The following is a 17,040-nucleotide window of genomic DNA, read 5'->3' as shown; positions in this document are numbered from 1 at the left end:
ATTATTATTACGTAATCGCACCTCTAGCAATACATGATTCTATATACAAATACGCTCTACCTCTCATTTATTGTAAATACAAATCAGGTTGCACATACTATCAAATGAATAACAATTGTTTTCATAAAATGGAAACACCTCACGCCTTTGTTGTAGAGGTTAGTATATCCTTTACTTTATGCTACAAACACATACAACCCATTAACATTAAGTCAGTTCGTTAGTATCGGCATATTCTTATGCCAGAAGATCATCGAGCACTATTAGGCGAGCCTATGACAGATAATTTTTCCCCTTCTGCTAGTGCCATTTTGGCAAAGGACTCTAAGAGTAATGAGCATGCTGTCAGTGAGTTCACCATTTCTGAACAGCTCTCTCAGCCCTTTAAGATTGAACTTACACTCATCTCAAAAAGCTTTGTAATCGATGAGCAACTTGGCCAAAAACTGTCAATTTCCCGCTTTATCAATGACACCGACAACTTAACCTTGACCCGAGTATTTAGCGGCATTGTCACGCAGGTTCAGCAGTTAGGTATGGATAGCAATCTTCAACACACGAGTTACCGCGTCACGCTGAGGCCCTGGTTTTGGTTATTGAAACACACTCATTCCTTTCGCGTGTACCAAAACCTGTCGACCAAAGACATCGTTTCAGACATTTTTAGCCAAGCTGGCTTTAGTGGCTCGTATAAAACTGGAACCATGCCGTCGTCGAAACGAGCATACTGTGTCCAGTACAATGAAAGTGATTTTGACTTTGTGACCCGGCTACTCGCAGAAGAAGGCGTGCACTACTTTTTCCAACATAGTGATTCAGACCACTTAATGATGCTTCAAGATGCAAAGAGCCCTTTTGATAAATCAGAGAGCAGTAAGCTCGACATGATTGAAGTTCCTTCTGGCAGCAATCCATTGCTGGATAAGTGGATGCCACAAGGGCAATTTCACGGTGCCAGCATTGAGCTAACCAGTTATGATTACTCCCAAAGTAAACTGATCAGCAGCAAAGAGAAAAAATCCAGTCACAACATCGCTAATAACACTAAGTTAGCTCGTCGTTTTTACCCCAATTTGGGAATCACAGGGGGTATGGAAGATCTCGCTAGTAACTTAGTCAAAAGACGTATTGAACAGCTAGAGCAGGAATTTAAAACCGTAGCCGCTGAAGCCAAACACGACTCATTTGAACTGGGAACGTGGTTTTCTCTCTCATCGCATCTTGATAAATCTCAACTTGGGGATTACTTGGTAACTGGACTCAACATCCGCTACAGCAATGACAACCAGTGCGAAACACAACTTACCTTAATCGACACTTCAATACCTCATAACCCAACGCCTAGAGACAAAGTCAAAATACACGGTTTGCAAAGTGCGGTTGTTGCTGGAAGCACTACGGGTGAAATCAATCAGGATGACCAAGGCAGAGTTCGCATTCAATTTCATTGGGATACAGAATCCTCTGGTGATAAAACAAGCTGCTACGTGCGTGTGGCTCAAATGATGGCGGGCAGTGGTTATGGCGCACAGTTTATTCCAAGGGTAGGACAAGAAGTGCTGGTTAGCTTCATTGATGGCGATCCAGACCAACCAATTATTACCGGTAGTGTTTATAACAGTAAGAATCCCCCACCCTACAAGAAAGCAAATACCACTAAAACAGGTATTAGCACTAAGTTAACTGGTTTAGCAAATGAGCTCTATTTCGATGATAAGAAAGATAATGAGTTGCTATACATGCACGCGACCAAAGATTTCACCAAGGAAATTGAGAACAACCTAACCGAAACCATCAAGGGTGAGTTCATTCAGAAAACCACCAAACAAGTGACCGTATCAACGGAAGAAAACTACTCCCTTAGCTCAGACAAAGCGATCAGTGAAAGAGGTAAATCCATATCACTTGAGGCCGATGACAAAATAGAGCTGGCGGTTGGGTCTAGCAAGATCACCCTGTCTTCATCTTCAATCAGCATCGAGGCGAGTAACATTGATATCAAAGCAAGTAGCGCGCTCAATCTTGAAGGCATGAACGTGACCAGCAAGGCAACTTCCGCCAACAAGATCTCCGGTGTGACCACCGCTCTCGAAGCAACAAGCTCCAACAGCATTAAAGGGCTCAGTGTCGCGATTAAAGCCGATACCACCCTCTCAGCTGAAGGTTCATTAAGTGCTGAGTTTAAATCCGGCCTAAAAGGCACTTTCGATGGTGGCGTGATGGGTGAGCTAAAGGGTGCAATTGTCAAAGTGAATTAAGCCGTCGCTCTATAAGCTTATCGGCAACTTATAGTCAATCGCACTTATTGTCCTGTGCGATTGGCTATAGTCTTGTGCTATTGCCGCTACTGTCCATGCCTAGCGCGATTAAAGACGCTTGGCATTGCTAAAAAATGCGGTGCTCAAAGGACGATAACCAAACATTCAGGTAGAACAAACGCATGTATAAAAAGATTCCTTACCAGACAGGCAAACAACTGCTCGACCGGTTCTCTAGCTCAGAAGAAGCTCAGGTGCTGATTGATGAAGCGCTCAATATTGACGACTCAATAGACGCTTTATTGGCAAATGAACTCTATTTCGACTTAGTCCAACTTCTCGCGCACGGGTTGCCTGTTCGAGAAGCCATTTGGTGGTGTGCTCATACACTCGATGCAAGAAACGATGTGTGGTCGACAATGCAGAAGCAGTGCATCTCAACTGCGAAGGCGTGGGTTCAATCGCCATCAGAAGAGCAAAGGCGTAAGAGTGAGCTCTTTTCCAACAAACTCAACTTGAATTGTGGGCCATCTTGGTTGGCTCAAGCTGTATTTTGGAACGGGTCTGGCAGTATTGTTGCTCCAGATTTGCCAAATGTTCTCCCTGACCCATTTTTATATTCTAAGGCCGTCGCAGGCGCGATAAACCACTCCGCTGCACTGCCCAATTGGGATAAAACCAACGAGTATTACCAGAAATCCATCGGCATAGCGCTCGAGCTTGCCGCAGGCAGTAAGGCTTAGGAGTTTCCAATGACGTTAGCCGCGCGATTAACAGACATGCATGTTTGCCCGATGCAGACACCCGCCGTGCCACCTATCCCACATGTTGGTGGTCCAATCAGCGGCCCCGGGGTGCCAACCGTTTTAATTGGCAATATGCCAGCGGCGACACTTGGAGATATGTGTGTTTGTGTCGGGACTCCAGATAGCATAATCAAAGGCAGTGCGACGGTGCTGATCATGAACAAGCCAGCTGCACGTATGGGAGACACCACTAGCCATGGAGGTACGATCGTTCTGGGCATGCCAACAGTAATGATTGGCGGGTAAATACCTTACATTTCATAAGGTTTCATCGTAATCGTGACATCGGTCCACATAATTAGATGAAGTTCAAAGTTTTAAGTAAATATCTATTTTGCATGAGACTTTTTATGAAAAAGCTCTAGAATTGATAAATGTTAACAAGTGTTTGCAAACATAAGGAATGCGCATCAAGCACAAGCTTTAGTATTGGGATGGCAAATGGATTTTTTACAGGACGTATATGACAGAAATCGCTCACCTACTCGTTCCAATCTCGGATGAAGCGCCTTCAGGCTCTTATTTGAAGTTAGATCGAAGTGCTTATAGAAGTTTGAGGAACGTTTACAATAGCGCTCAGTCCTCATTTCGTCAGTTAGTAGAAACGCCGGATGCCTCTTCTGATCCCGAGACCGTTGACGCCAACAGTGAAAACTGGGCTGAATTGAGAAGGGTGTCTGAAGAGACACTTATCGCTCAATCTAAAGATCTAGAGATATTAGGTTGGTACATCACTAGCCAACTTTTCACTTCACAGCCCTTTGAAAACCTTGCAACAGCGCTCCCTACTTTGAACCAATTCGTAGAGCAATTTTGGGATACGCTTAATCCAATGCCGCCAGAAGCCAAAATCAAAGCGACCGATGATGCAGAGAAAGCCAAGGAAATCACTGAATTTAGAACGAAACCGCTACTTCAACTCGTTGGTGAGTCTGTGGATTCAAGCTCTTTTTACATCCCTTTCCAAATGATAGAGTTTTGTGGCCAGATAACATTTGGCGATTACCTCACCGCTGAGCGAAAAGGAAACGTCGCAGAGTTAAAAGAATCAGCCTTAAGCTCATTTGATCACAGCGTTTCAGAGATACTCTTTCAACTCGCCGCTATTTTCAGTGAGCTAGAACTTGCTGAAAAAAACCTGGCTGAAAAATGTCAAGTCGTCGGCGCATCAGTGATCAGTTTTAACTTCATCAAAACCAATGTACGTGACTTAATTCAAGCGATACATTTCCTCGTCGGTGAAAAGTTTGCCCCTTGGCCTTTGGATAACGCCCTGCATGTGATTCCAAGTTCATCAACTGATACTAAAGAAAGTGATTCAACACACTCGGCACCAAAGCAAACAGATACAGATACAGATACAGATACAGATACAGCTACAACTCCCTCAAATTCAGCGCTAGAAACCAACCAAAAATTAGGGCAAGTGAGCGCTGAAAATCAAAATAGTGCGAGTGTCGCAAATGGTAATCAGGCTGATGGATTCAACGCCCCTGGATCTCAGTATCACTCCTCTCAAAATCATGCTGCTAACAATCATGCATCTAGCAATCATTCACTGAGCAAACACGCTCAAGCGATGGCTCACAACGTAACGAGTATTAACGGTTTCCTCAATCGTGATCATGCCTTTCAAGAAATTAGAAAAATCGCTGAATATTTTAAAGAAACGGAACCTCATAGCCCTATCGCCTTCTTACTGGAACGTTCAATTCGCTGGGGCTACATGAGCTTCCCAGAGTTACTCCAAGAAATGGTTGGCAATGAAAGTGTCATCGCCCAGATCAATCAAATGACCGGAATGGACAACCTCGACAAGACCGATTTGTCAGGCAAGTCCTCTGTTCCGGTAATGACTTCCGCTATCGAGAGCACTCCGTTAGCGACATCGACTATTGAAGAGCCAGCAGTCACATTGCCAGTTCTTGATAGTTCAAATAGTACGACAAATACAAACCAAACATCTGAATCAACTTCCAACTCATCATCGAGCAGCCTGCAAGATTTTGAGTGGTAAAGCACATTAATGCGCGAGCAAGGAGAAAGTAATGGCTTCTATTTTTATGAGAATTGACGGTACGACACCCAAAGGGGCAGCAACGGTAGAGAAAATCGGGGGTAAAGATGGATTCTTTGCGCTTGATAGCGTCTCTTGGAGTGCTGTACGCGGTGTGGGTATTGATGTTGGTAATGCAAACAATGCAGACCAAGGGATGGTTGCGCTTGGTGAGGTCAACATGACTCGTGGTTGTGATGGTGCGACCCCCCATTTAACTACCTTTTTATATGCGCCGGGGCCAGAAGGTCGCACTGTCGAAATCGTTATGACGAAACCAAACCGTGAAGGTTCTGGTGCGGATCCATACCTCATTCTAACGCTGAAAATGGCTCGTATGTCTAGCTACAACATGTCCGGAACAGACGGCTCACTGCCAAGTGAATCTTTCAGCCTAACCTACACAGAGATTTCGAAGGCTTACTACATTGAAGCCGACGGCGGTAAGATCGAGAAAGGTCCTGAGGTTGGCTTCGATGCAACCACCGCTAAAGTCACTTCGACGGCTAAGTAATTAAACAAGGAGAGTTACCGTGGCACTGAATTCCCAACATAAACGCGTAAGTAAGAACCGCGTAAGTATTACCTATGACGTTGAGACTAATGGCGCTGTAGAAACCAAAGAGCTCCCTTTTGTTGTTGGGGTGATTGGTGACTACTCAGGCCATAAACAAGACAAAGAAGAAGTCGAAGATCGTACCTTCTACAACGTGGATAAAGACAACTTTGATACCGTTATGAAGCGAGTTGGTCCTGAATTATCGCTAAAAGTAGACAATGTACTTGCTGGTGATGACAGTCAATTTGCTGCAAGCCTTAAGTTCAACTCAATGAAGGATTTTGAACCTGAAGCAATTATCGAGCAGGTTGAACCGCTTAAAAAACTGGTCGAAACCCGCAATCAATTGAAGGTGCTTCTTTCCAAAGCCGATCGTTCTCGCGACCTAGAGAAGCTACTTAAAGAAGTGCTACAAAGTGCAGATACGATTAATGCTCTTTCCGATGAGCTTGGTATTAAAGAAGAAGGAGCTGAGTAATGAATACTGAAACTGACAATCAAGCGCTAGCGGAGGCGGCGGAAGGCTCACTGAGCTTCCTAGACCGTGCGATTGAAGCAACCACTCAAACCCCTGCAGACACCACTAAAGAACTGTTTTCGGTACTGACAGAGCAAGCACTGTCTGGCACTGTGACTTGGGATAAAAACGTTACAAAAACCATTGAGAACGCAATCTCTGAGATCGACAAAAAACTGTCTCAGCAGTTATCTGAAGTAATGCAGCAAAAAGAGTTACAAAAGCTTGAAGGCTCTTGGCGTGGTCTACAAAAACTGGTTAAAGAGAGCGAACTTGGCCGTGATCTAAAGATCAAAATGGTCGATTACACTCAAGAAGAACTGCTTGATCAGTTTGAAGATGCGCCAGCGATTGACCGCAGCCCATTATTTAATGCGGTTTACCAAGGTGAGTTTGGTACCGCAGGTGGTGAACCTTACGGAACATTCATTGGTGACTACGAATTTAGCGCGAAAGATGAAGATGTTGCTCTACTTCGCTACATGGGTGAAGTCGCCGCAGCGTGTCATGCACCGTTCGTTGCTGCTGCCAATGCAGAGATGTTTGAATTTAATGATTTCAAAACCTTCTCTGAAGGCAAACCTGTTGCTGCTGGTTTTGACTCCCCTGCTTACGCGGCATGGAATTCATTCCGTGAAAGTGATGATGCACGTTATGTAACCCTAACACTGCCTCGTACTCTGGCTCGCCTACCTTATGGTGATAAAGGTTTGAGTACTGATGTCTTCGCTTATGAAGAGTTGGGGACTGACATGGATGGCAATCCTAAACCCACCAGCAATGACCAGTTAGTCTGGTCAAATGCCGCTTATGATTTGGGTCTTAAAATGACTCAAGCCTACACGGCTTCAGGATGGTGTACTTCGATTCGTGGGCTGGATAACGGCGGTAAGGTTGAAAACCTGCCTAACCTAACCTTTAAGTCCGAAGCGGGCGATCTACTTCAGCAATGTCCGACAGAAGTTAACCTAACAGATGAGCGTGAGAAAGAGCTTTCAGACCTTGGTTTCCTTCCACTAGTTCACTACAAAAGCTCTAATTACGCGGTATTCATCGGCGGTCAAACGACGCAGAAACCTAAGACCTTCACTGACCCTGATGCGACGGCAAACGCAGCCATTTCAGCTCGCCTGCCTTACATCATGGCAAGTAGCCGTATCGCCCATTACCTGAAAGTTATGGGACGAGACAAACTAGGCTCAAACCTTGAAGCGCCGGACATTAAACGCGAGCTGCAACTGTGGATCGACCAATACACCAACGGTGGTGCGATCGGTAACGAGCAACGTGCGAAAACCCCACTTTGTGAATCTCGCATCGAGGTGGTTGAGCAACCTGGTAAGCCAGGTGCATACTCAGCTGTCGCTCATTTAAGACCTTGGTTACAACTTGAAGAACTGACAACTTCAGTTCGAATGGTTGCGAAGATTCCAGGCTAATAGGGATTTGGCCGGAGCAATCCGGCCAAAAATTTTGTATGAAGTTAAATACAGAATGGCAAAACAAATTCAATCAATTAGATGACACAGATAATACCTTTATCAAAGAGGCTTTATCTCTGTTATCTGAGCTAGACAAACACTCCTTAAGCTCTAAATCCTCACTAATTTCATTGATATCAACACTGATATCAACAATCGATACTGAACTCAGTTTGCAGCTTGATGAAATCTTGCATGAACCTGAGTTTCAAAAGCTAGAACGCAACTGGTTAAGCCTTCAACAACTCGTCTCTCTACCCGTCAGCTATCAAAGAGCTCATGTAAAATTGCTCGATATGAATTGGGCGGAGATATCCAGTGACGTCAACCAAGCTTATTCAACCAAATCCAGTGACTTGTATAACAAGATTGGTAATAACGAGCTCAATACCTTAGGTGGTCACCCGTTTGGTTGCATCGCGTTTAGTCACCCTATCTCGATGGACATCGATTTTGATGCTGATTACGACGATCTATTTACCGTAGAACTGTTAGGGAAATTAGGCGAAGCAACACTCTGCCCTATGCTCTTTTCCCCAGTCTCGACCTTCTTTGGTGAAAGCGGCGCTGATTGGCTATCAGACATTGAACGTATCAATAAAATACTTTCTGGCCCCGATTTTAAAGCGTGGCAGGATTTACGCAGCAAACCGAGCTCTCGCTTTATCGGCATGGCACTTCCTCAAGTGCGCCTTCGTGATGCCTACAAGAACCGACGAGCTGGCTTTATTTATAACGAGCAAGGTAAAGGTGCTTGGGGTTTAGCTAATATGGTACTGGCCACCACTATCATGCGCGAGTTTCACCGCGTTAACTGGTTTGGTTTTTTGAAATCCCGTTGGAACGATAAGCTTCAAGGCGCCGTCATCAACCTCCCTGCGAACCACTATTTCGATAGCCACCTACAAAAGCCAGTCACCGACATTAGCTTGTTCGGACAACTGTCGAATTTCTACGCGCAGAGCGGCTTTATCCCATTAGCGAAAAGCCCTTTAACCGACAAGTTCTACTTCAATGGCAATAACTCGATTTGGCAGTATGGACAAAGCGACAATGACAAAGTGCTTACCCAAATTCAAACCACACTGATGTCTTGCCGAATCGCTCACTACTTAAAAGTTCAGGTCAGAGAGATGATCGGCAGCTTCAACAATGCCACAGAGTGTGAGTTGTTTTTGACGCACTGGATTGAAAAATTCTCAAGCAACGTGTCGTTTGCCAATGAAGAAACATTATCTAAATACCCATTAAGCTTCGCTAAAGTGAGTGTCACAGAGTCTAGCGCTCAAGCTGGCAGCTTTGCTTGTACTCTGCGCATCGTTCCTCAATACCAGTTTGATTACTTCAGTGGTGAAGTGGTCTTAACCACCGACCTGAATGAGGTGGCGTAATGAGCTTTTGGACAACCTTTATTAGCGATTCAAAACCTTATCAGGATGCCGAGATTGAAGACATCAAGTTCCATCTCACCAAGCTGTTAGAGGCTGAGGCGTCATTGACAGATATCGATAACAGATTGATTGAAGTAAATCGTTCTAACTTGAAATTTGGTATCGAAGATATTCAGTTACTAAGCGCAACCTTAGAAAAAACACAGCTTACTTTGCGCATAGAAAACTGGATCAAGAGTTTTGAACCTCGATTACATGATATTTCCGTTGAACTCGGGGAGCGTAAAGAAGGCGACAACTCACTATCGTTCAACATTATTGCCAAGGTAAAAACCAGCCATGGCGAACAAGACTTGATCTTCGATTCAAAAATCGCATTGAGCGACTTAACGACCTCTTTAGAAGAAGATAACTATGACTGAACCTATTATGCGTTACTTCGAGCAAGAACTGGCCTTTGTGCGCCGTTCATTGGGGCAGTTTGGTCAAGAATATCCAACGCACGCTGAAAAACTCAATATTCATCAAGGTAAGATCGAAGACCCAAGTATGGCTCGCCTTTTAGATGGCGTAGCACTTTTGAATGCAAAAGTAGAAAAGAAACTCTCTGAGCAACTACCTGAGGTGATTGAAGGCATTTTAAGTGTCCTCTACCCTTCTTACATTCAAACCGTGCCGAGCGTTGCCTATCTGGAGTTGCTTGCCGAAGATGGTCCGATTGAGTCGAGCACCTTACCAAAAGGTTCGCTGTTTTCGAGCACCAACACCAAAAACGAATGTCTGTTTAGAACCGTTGATGAGCTCAAAATAGCCCCGTTTAATTTAGCTAACATCAAGGCTTTAAGCGCACCGTTTAGCTTTAACAGACCGAAATCTGCCAATCAAAGCTCTGCTGTTGTTCAAATCTCTTTGAGTACTGGCGATCCTGAAGTGCATTTCAGCCATTTGGAGTTGAACGATCTCGACTTCTTCGTCAAAGGCTTTGAGAACAATGCAGATTCGTTAGTCGAACTTCTTCTCAACAATACCTTATCGATTTCAATTTCAGACAGTGACTGCGCTCGACACGTCACTGTCGATAGCCACCAGCTTAAGAACCGAATCAGTGACCTAGAGTTCAAATTTTTGCCTGAACACGGTAATCAACTTACAGGTTACCAACTGATCAACGAGTTCTTCTTTTTCAAAGAGAAACGACAGTTCTTCAGACTTAAGAACTTTGCCGAATACGCGAGCCAATTTGACGAATCTGAAATCGTCATCAATTTGTTCATGTCCTCATTACCATCTGAGTTTATCCGTCTGTTCAACAAAGATGTTTTCAAACTGAACGTGATGCCCGCAATTAACTTGTTCGAACAAACAGGCGAGCCGATCCCATACGATCACAGGACCCTGTCTGTTCCAGTCAATGCCGACGCACACAGCGACAACAATATCGAAATCATTGAAATTCAGAATGTTTATGAAATTACGCCCAATGGCGAGATACCTTTAGTCCCTCTTTTTAAAGAGAAATATTCCCACAATCAACAATACGACTACTGGCAAAGTAAACATAATCACTTCGGTGAAATGAGCATCGCAATCTCGTTATCGGAAACGCCCAATACTGAATTTAGTAAGCTGCTCGGCACCAACTTACTATGCACTAACGGTAAACAGGCTTGTGGCGTAAGCGGTACGTTAGAATGCCTAGAAAGCATCGACTTACCAGGTGATTTTTCACCTATTTATCCACCTTCAGCGCCCATTACCAAAGAAGTTGACCAAAACATCCATTGGGAATTTATTAGTTTGTTGAACACCAACTTTTCGTCTTTGGTGCAATCGAGCACCCCTGTTGCCGACCTCAAACACATGTTGAGTTTGTGCAGCCGAGAACAGGTATCAAGCGCTGAAATTCAGATGATTCACTCGATCACATTTAACTCCCAAGTATCGGCTATTCGTGTGTTGGGCAAAAACGTGTTCTCTCCCGGTACTGAGATTGAATTGACGCTTGATGCCACATCACCCTACCTGGCATTTGCAGATGTGTTGAACCGTTTCTTCCAGCAGTTTTGTAGCTTTGACCGATACATCCAACTCAAGATCCGTATTTACGGACGAGATGGTATCGTCAAAAAGTACCCAAAAATTCACGGTAGTCAATTGTGCCTATAACGCAGCGAATATCGGTAGCGCCGTCAACTATAGATAGCCCAAGCGATAGTCATAGGGAGATGATATGAAGCACTTCATCGAAGATTTAGCGACTCAGCCTGAGAAATACGACTTCTCACAGGCGATGAGATTGTTGGAGCAACTTCAGTCTCAGAGTATCACGCCGTTACAGATTCAATTGAAGTCTGAGGCAATGCCAACGGGCAATCCTCAGGAGATTCAATATTTTTCGTTAAAGGGAAATAAAGCCAAGCTCAGACTGGCGAAACAAGCGCTCTCTGGCGTTAAAGGCGTGATACCGAATTATATTTACGAAGAACTGTTAGCGGCGATATACAACGAAGATCACTCTCTTCAAGATTTTCTGGACGTGTTCAATCAAAGACATTTCGAAATTACCTATCGAACCAATGCACGACGATGGCTGCTCGTTGAAAGCGAACAAAATCCAAAGAAAACAACATTATTGAATCACTTTGCTGCGCTAGGGAAAGAACATAAAGAGTACCTGCAATACTCGCTTCTTTTGAGCCAACAAAGTCGCAGCCTAACCACATTGAAAAAGGTCTTAAATGACTTTTTCCCATATTCGACTGAGGTTGAATGTAAAGCCTTTGAACGACGCCTTCTACCTTCAGATTCATTGACTCGAATCGGTACTAATCGCGACTTCAACAGTCGTCTAGGCCAAGGTTTTTTAGTTGGGAAAACCTGCCTCGCCCATTTCAACAATTTGAGTATTTTTGTTATCCCAAAAAACAGAAATGAGTTTCTCGAGATTCAGCAAGATGACCAGTTTGCTAAAGCGGTGTTGTCTTTGACGCAGCATTACTTAAAAGACAGCACGCCCGTTGCCATTTACCTGAACGTTAAGCGTTCATATTTAACCAGACCCCGTTTATCAAGCAATGTTTCACTTGCTGCTCGTTTAGGTGAGATTGACTACCTAGCTCCTGAGCGTAACCCCAATGAAACCGTAAAGATTTTGCTTTTGTAGTTCGTAATACGGAATGTATAGATTATAGAGATACAAGGAATTGACTATGACACAAGTAACTCTCACTAACTTAGTAGGAAAGCTATCTCCCGAGCTTAAGCAAGCGCTGGAAGCGTCTGCGGGCGCGGCGATGAACCAAGGTGTTGGAGCGATAGAAACAGAACACTGGATTCTTCAACTCATCTCCCAGAAAGATCCAAAGATCATGGCATTGTGCGAGTCTCAAAAGCTTTCATTAGACGCGCTAGTAAATGAACTGACAAAGAAAATATCCATGTTGCCGAAAGGCAACGAAGGTCAGCCAACATTAAGCCACAGCTTAACAGAGTTAATTAAAGATGCTTGGATGATCGCTTCCGTCAACTACGGCCACGGTGAGATAGTCAGCTTGCACCTTATTCAAGCTTTGATGCAACAGAATGTGCTCGGTGTGAGCACACTCCAACTTGAAGCATTGAGTAGCGTGTCACTAGAGTCACTGCAAGGGCTGATCAAGAAGACCCCGATTGCACGCAACACAGCCTCGCCTTCTGCTAACGGTTCCGTTGATACCACACCTGCGGGTAACGATGCATTAAGCAAATATACCGTTAACCTGACTCAGCAAGCGATTGACGGCAACATTGACCCGATTTCAGGTCGTAATGCCGAAGTCAGAAAAGCGATTGATATCCTGTGTCGTAAACGCCAAAACAACCCGATTATGGTCGGTGAACCTGGTGTAGGTAAAACTGCGGTTGTCGAAGGGTTAGCACTAAGAATCGCAGCAGACGAAGTACCAAGCGCACTGCAAGGCGTACAAATCCACTCTCTCGATCTTGGGCTACTTCAAGCGGGTGCGAGCGTTAAGGGCGAGTTTGAAAACCGCCTGAAAGATGTCATCAACGAAGTGAAAAGCTCTGAAGTGCCGATCATTGTGTTCATCGATGAAGCTCATACGCTTATTGGTGCTGGCGGTGCTGCAGGACAAAACGATGCAGCCAACCTTCTAAAACCAGCTCTGGCACGTGGTGAGTTCAAAACCATTGCCGCGACAACGTGGGCCGAATACAAGAAGTACTTCGAAAAAGACCCAGCACTGACACGACGATTCCAAGTTGTAACCATTGAAGAGCCAAACGCCGAGGATGCAATGCAAATGTTGCGTGGCGTAGCCGCTTCACTGCAAGCTCACCATGGTGCATTTATCGCTGAATCCGCGATTGAAGCCGCGGTTAACTTGTCGATCCGTTACCTGCCTAGTCGTCAATTACCCGATAAAGCCATTAGCCTACTTGATACCGCCAGTGCCCGAATCGCACTGACACAAGGTGCGAAGCCAGAAATTTTAGAAACGCTAGAGCAAACGATTCGCTATCAAGAAAACGAGAAATCAGCGTTAGAAAAAGAAGATGCACTGTTTTCGAATAGTGCTGAATTGATCAAAGAGCTGACAAAGTCGATTGACGAAAACCAACAAGCATTGGCTGCGTATTACATTCGCTGGGAAAAAGAGATGGCATTAGTCGAGCAAATCAAGGCCGTGCAACAACAAATCACAACTCAGCAAGCGCAAGATGCAGTCGATGCCACCAAGCAGAAGCAACTTGATACTCTGCGAACAGAATTAGCAGACTTGCAAGGTGAAGAGCCTTTGGTTTATGCCATGGTTGACGACAACACCATCGCCCAAGTCATTGCCAATTGGACTGGCATCCCTGTTGGTAACATGATGAGTGATGAAATCACCAAGCTGCTGACCTTGGAAGAGGAGCTCAATACCCGAGTCATTGGCCAAGATGTTGCGAAGAACGAGCTCGCAAAAGCGATTCGCATATCTAGAGCAGGTTTAACCGATAATCGTAAACCTATTGGCGTATTCTTAATGTGTGGCCCAAGTGGCGTAGGGAAAACCGAAACCGCCATGGCACTAGCGGAGCAACTTTACGGAGGTAGCAACGACCTGACGGTGATCAACATGACCGAGTTTAAAGAAGAACATAAGATTTCGATGTTACTCGGCTCACCTGCCGGTTACGTTGGCTTTGGTGAAGGTGGTGTGTTAACAGAAGCAATCCGACGTAACCCTTACTCAGTGCTTCTATTGGATGAGATGGAGAAAGCACACCCTGGCGTACATGACTTGTTCTACCAAATTTTCGATAAAGGTCATATCAAAGACAGTGAAGGCCGCACCGTCGATTTCAAGAACACTATCATCATTATGACGTCAAACGCCGCTGACCAAGCCATCTGTGATGTATGTGCAAAGACCACAGACCGTATCAACAACGACGAGCTACTTGAATCCATTCGTCCAGACCTGCAGCAATACTTTAAGCCTGCGTTCTTAGGTCGAACCACTATTGTTCCTTACTACCCGCTTAATGATGAAGAGCTAGCGAAGATCACTGAGATCTCTCTAAACCGAATCAAGAAGAAACTTGCGGAGCAATATCAGGCTTCATTCACTTGGGATGCAGATTTCATTCAGTTTGTTGTCGACCGTAATACCGACCCTACGACCGGTGGCCGTGCCGTTGAGCAAATCATTAACCGTTCATTGATGCCGAGATTGGCTGAAGAATGTATTGGTCGACTTAGCCGTAGCGAACCAATTACTCAAGTGACTGTTAGCGCGACGAACAACAGTGCCGACTTCGATTTATCTATTAAGTAGGTCTTAACCAATGAACAGCAAAGCCAGCCAAACCTTGACCAAGCCTTCATTACTCAACCTGTCTCTTCGGGTTAAATTGATGCTGGCCATCATGGCGGTTTTGCTGTTTTCCATCACCTTAAATGCAACACTAAACTATTTCAATTTTGAAAAAAGGCTGACTGAAACCTCCGATTCTATCTATGAGATTGTGTTGGAAGAAACACATAACGACATCAATCAAGCCATCAGTTTAGGCTTGCCGCTCTCGGCAATATCCAACATCCAAAGCATGTTGGAACGCCGCTTAAAAATCGTTGATGGTATTACTGCTTTGGTGGTCGTCTCAACGTCAGGTGAACGACTGTTTGGTACCGGAGAAGGAAATCAAGAAAGTGACCGTCAGCTATCGCTCGATATCACTAACTCCTTTGGTTTAGTTGAAGGCCAAGTAAAGCTCTACTATTCGACAACTCTGTTAGAGCAACAAAAAACCTTCTTGCTCAAACTTCAGTTTCTCTACTCGGCGATTTGGATACTGCTCTCTTGCTTATTTGCATTTGTCGCTTTGAAGTACTTATTAGAAGGCATTGTTGGCCGAGTAAAAGGCGCAACCGCGATATTTGAATCCGCCGCTGATTTGGATGAATTGCTTCCGACCATTACCCAAGCTCACAAAGCACTGCAATCTCCAAACTCACTGTCTAAGTTTGAAAAACTGAAAACCAAACACTTCCCAGTGTTTATCATCTCACTTGCTATCCTTCTAACGATCATTGCCAACCTAGGGGTTTCGTATCAATCTCTAGACAAATTTTCCCAACTCTACGAAGTGAAACTAGAACAGAAATCCAACCTAATTGGCGACTCATTAAATCAAATGATCAAAGGGTTGCTCGATAAAGGAGTTCCTGACAACAAGCTGCATGGCTTGGAAGAAGAATTTGCTTTCTTCGTTGATCATCATAGCGAAATTCTCTCGATTAACTTCGAAGGACAGTCTGGCACTTCTTATCGTTACCCAGCAGAACACGTTGAACATCCTTCAATTCGAGAATCGACATTTTCACTCAACAACAGCCATACGATTCAACTGAACGTCACTACCGACAACAACCTGATCATCAACCTGCTCAAAGAAAGTGTCATGGATATGATTACCGTGCTGGTTGCCTCTTGTCTTGTGGTGGCTGAAATCATTCTGTTTATGTGTAACTTCATGATTATTTCGCCATGGAACCAAGTAAAAAAAGTGTTCATGTTGGTGAATCGAGATATTGTGAATCATTTGGCGAAGATCTCGACCCGCGATGAAATTGGCAAATTGCTTAGCCTCACCAATCAAGCAATCACTAAGCTCAACCCAAGTCAGCCATCGCAAGATATCGACAAACAAGACTTTCGATTCATTCGCTTGCCGCTGTTTTTATTGGTGTTCTCAGAAGCGTCTTCGTTAGCGTTTTTTCCTAGATTTGTCTCTTCGCTGGAAAACACCACCGGCTGGATTCCTGAAAACCTTGTCACTAGCTTACCGATCTCCCTTTTCATGCTTTGTTGGGCTATCTCGCTGCCGTTTGCGGGTTATTGGTCAGACAAAGTAGGCAGAAGACACTCGCTAATGACAGGTGGACTCCTTACCTGTATCGGCTTAGTCGCGACGGCTTTTATTCAGTCTCTTGAACTGTTACTCGTCGCTCGCGCTTTTACTGCCGTTGGCTACGGCATCGTATTCATTTCAGCGCAAGGCTATGTATCCGATACGACTAACGACACTAATCGAACCAAGGGCATGGCAACGTTCTTGTCAGCCTTCTTCTCTGGTTCGTTATGTGGTGCTGCGATCGGTGGGATTCTTGCGGAGAAGTTGGGCTATTCAGAAACGTTTATGCTTGCGGGATTATTGGCAACACTCAGTGTGTTACTTGTTTATGTATTTTTCGAGAAATCAAACATCAGTAATTCAAGTAAGCCCGTTAAGCTAAAAGACTTTAAGTTGCTGTTGAGCAATAAATATTTTGCCTTGATCACGATATTCAGTGCGATACCAGCGAAGATCGTCCTCACAGGATTCCTTTACTACATCTGCCCTGTTTACCGGCTTTGTTGCGTAAATCGAGTGAACTAAATCAGAATCGTACGATCAGATCAGAGACATTCTCTTATTGACTCCG

At 44.5% G+C, this 17,040-nt stretch carries 13 protein-coding genes; all 13 read left to right on the top strand.

From position 1 onward, the window contains the following. Positions 1–275: 275 nt before the first annotated feature. The 13 genes from tssI to Q1A70_RS11290 all read left to right on the top strand — a co-directional run bounded on the left by tssI (position 276) and on the right by Q1A70_RS11290 (position 16,994). Positions 276–2,258, top strand: coding sequence for a type VI secretion system tip protein TssI/VgrG (gene tssI / locus Q1A70_RS11350; protein WP_299690981.1), 1,983 nt, complete (start codon positions 276–278; stop codon positions 2,256–2,258). A gap of 182 nt (positions 2,259–2,440) precedes the next feature. Continuing rightward, on the top strand, positions 2,441–3,001 hold the full coding sequence (locus Q1A70_RS11345; protein WP_299690978.1) for a hypothetical protein: 561 nt from the start codon (positions 2,441–2,443) through the stop codon (positions 2,999–3,001). A gap of 9 nt (positions 3,002–3,010) precedes the next feature. Beyond that, positions 3,011–3,310, top strand: coding sequence for a PAAR domain-containing protein (locus Q1A70_RS11340; RefSeq protein ID WP_299690975.1), 300 nt, complete (start codon positions 3,011–3,013; stop codon positions 3,308–3,310). A gap of 217 nt (positions 3,311–3,527) precedes the next feature. Next, complete coding sequence (locus Q1A70_RS11335; RefSeq protein ID WP_299690972.1) at positions 3,528–5,081, top strand: type VI secretion system ImpA family N-terminal domain-containing protein; 1,554 nt, start codon at positions 3,528–3,530, stop codon at positions 5,079–5,081. Between the two features lie 31 nt (positions 5,082–5,112). Further along, positions 5,113–5,634 carry a type VI secretion system tube protein Hcp gene (locus Q1A70_RS11330; RefSeq protein ID WP_017110736.1) on the top strand — a complete coding sequence of 174 codons (522 nt, stop codon included), beginning with the start codon at positions 5,113–5,115 and terminating at the stop codon, positions 5,632–5,634. A 19-nt stretch (positions 5,635–5,653) separates the two neighbouring features. Beyond that, positions 5,654–6,157, top strand: coding sequence for a type VI secretion system contractile sheath small subunit (gene tssB, locus Q1A70_RS11325; RefSeq protein WP_017110737.1), 504 nt, complete (start codon positions 5,654–5,656; stop codon positions 6,155–6,157). Next, entirely contained in the window at positions 6,157–7,635 is a 1,479-nt protein-coding gene (gene tssC / locus Q1A70_RS11320) for a type VI secretion system contractile sheath large subunit (RefSeq protein WP_299690962.1), read from the top strand. Before tssB ends, tssC begins: the two co-directional genes overlap by 1 nt. A gap of 38 nt (positions 7,636–7,673) precedes the next feature. Continuing rightward, positions 7,674–9,068 (top strand): type VI secretion system contractile sheath large subunit, encoded by a 1,395-nt coding sequence (locus Q1A70_RS11315; protein ID WP_299690959.1) that lies wholly within the window; start codon positions 7,674–7,676, stop codon positions 9,066–9,068. After that, entirely contained in the window at positions 9,068–9,490 is a 423-nt protein-coding gene (gene tssE / locus Q1A70_RS11310; protein ID WP_176681107.1) for a type VI secretion system baseplate subunit TssE, read from the top strand. Before Q1A70_RS11315 ends, tssE begins: the two co-directional genes overlap by 1 nt. Further along, entirely contained in the window at positions 9,483–11,234 is a 1,752-nt protein-coding gene (gene tssF / locus Q1A70_RS11305) for a type VI secretion system baseplate subunit TssF (protein ID WP_299690952.1), read from the top strand. The genes tssE and tssF overlap by 8 nt, the downstream gene beginning before the upstream one ends. Positions 11,235–11,298: 64 nt before the next feature. Continuing rightward, complete coding sequence (locus tag Q1A70_RS11300; protein WP_299690949.1) at positions 11,299–12,231, top strand: type VI secretion system baseplate subunit TssG; 933 nt, start codon at positions 11,299–11,301, stop codon at positions 12,229–12,231. Between the two features lie 46 nt (positions 12,232–12,277). Continuing rightward, a complete protein-coding gene (gene tssH / locus Q1A70_RS11295) occupies positions 12,278–14,890 on the top strand; it encodes a type VI secretion system ATPase TssH (protein ID WP_299690946.1) in 2,613 nt (870 codons plus the stop codon). Between the two features lie 10 nt (positions 14,891–14,900). Beyond that, positions 14,901–16,994 (top strand): MFS transporter, encoded by a 2,094-nt coding sequence (locus Q1A70_RS11290; protein ID WP_299690943.1) that lies wholly within the window; start codon positions 14,901–14,903, stop codon positions 16,992–16,994. Positions 16,995–17,040 lie beyond the last annotated feature (46 nt).

The sequence above is a fragment of the uncultured Vibrio sp. genome (genome assembly GCF_947488985.1).
GTDB lineage: Bacteria > Pseudomonadota > Gammaproteobacteria > Enterobacterales > Vibrionaceae > Vibrio.
This window is presented reverse-complemented; position numbering and strand designations above follow the sequence as displayed.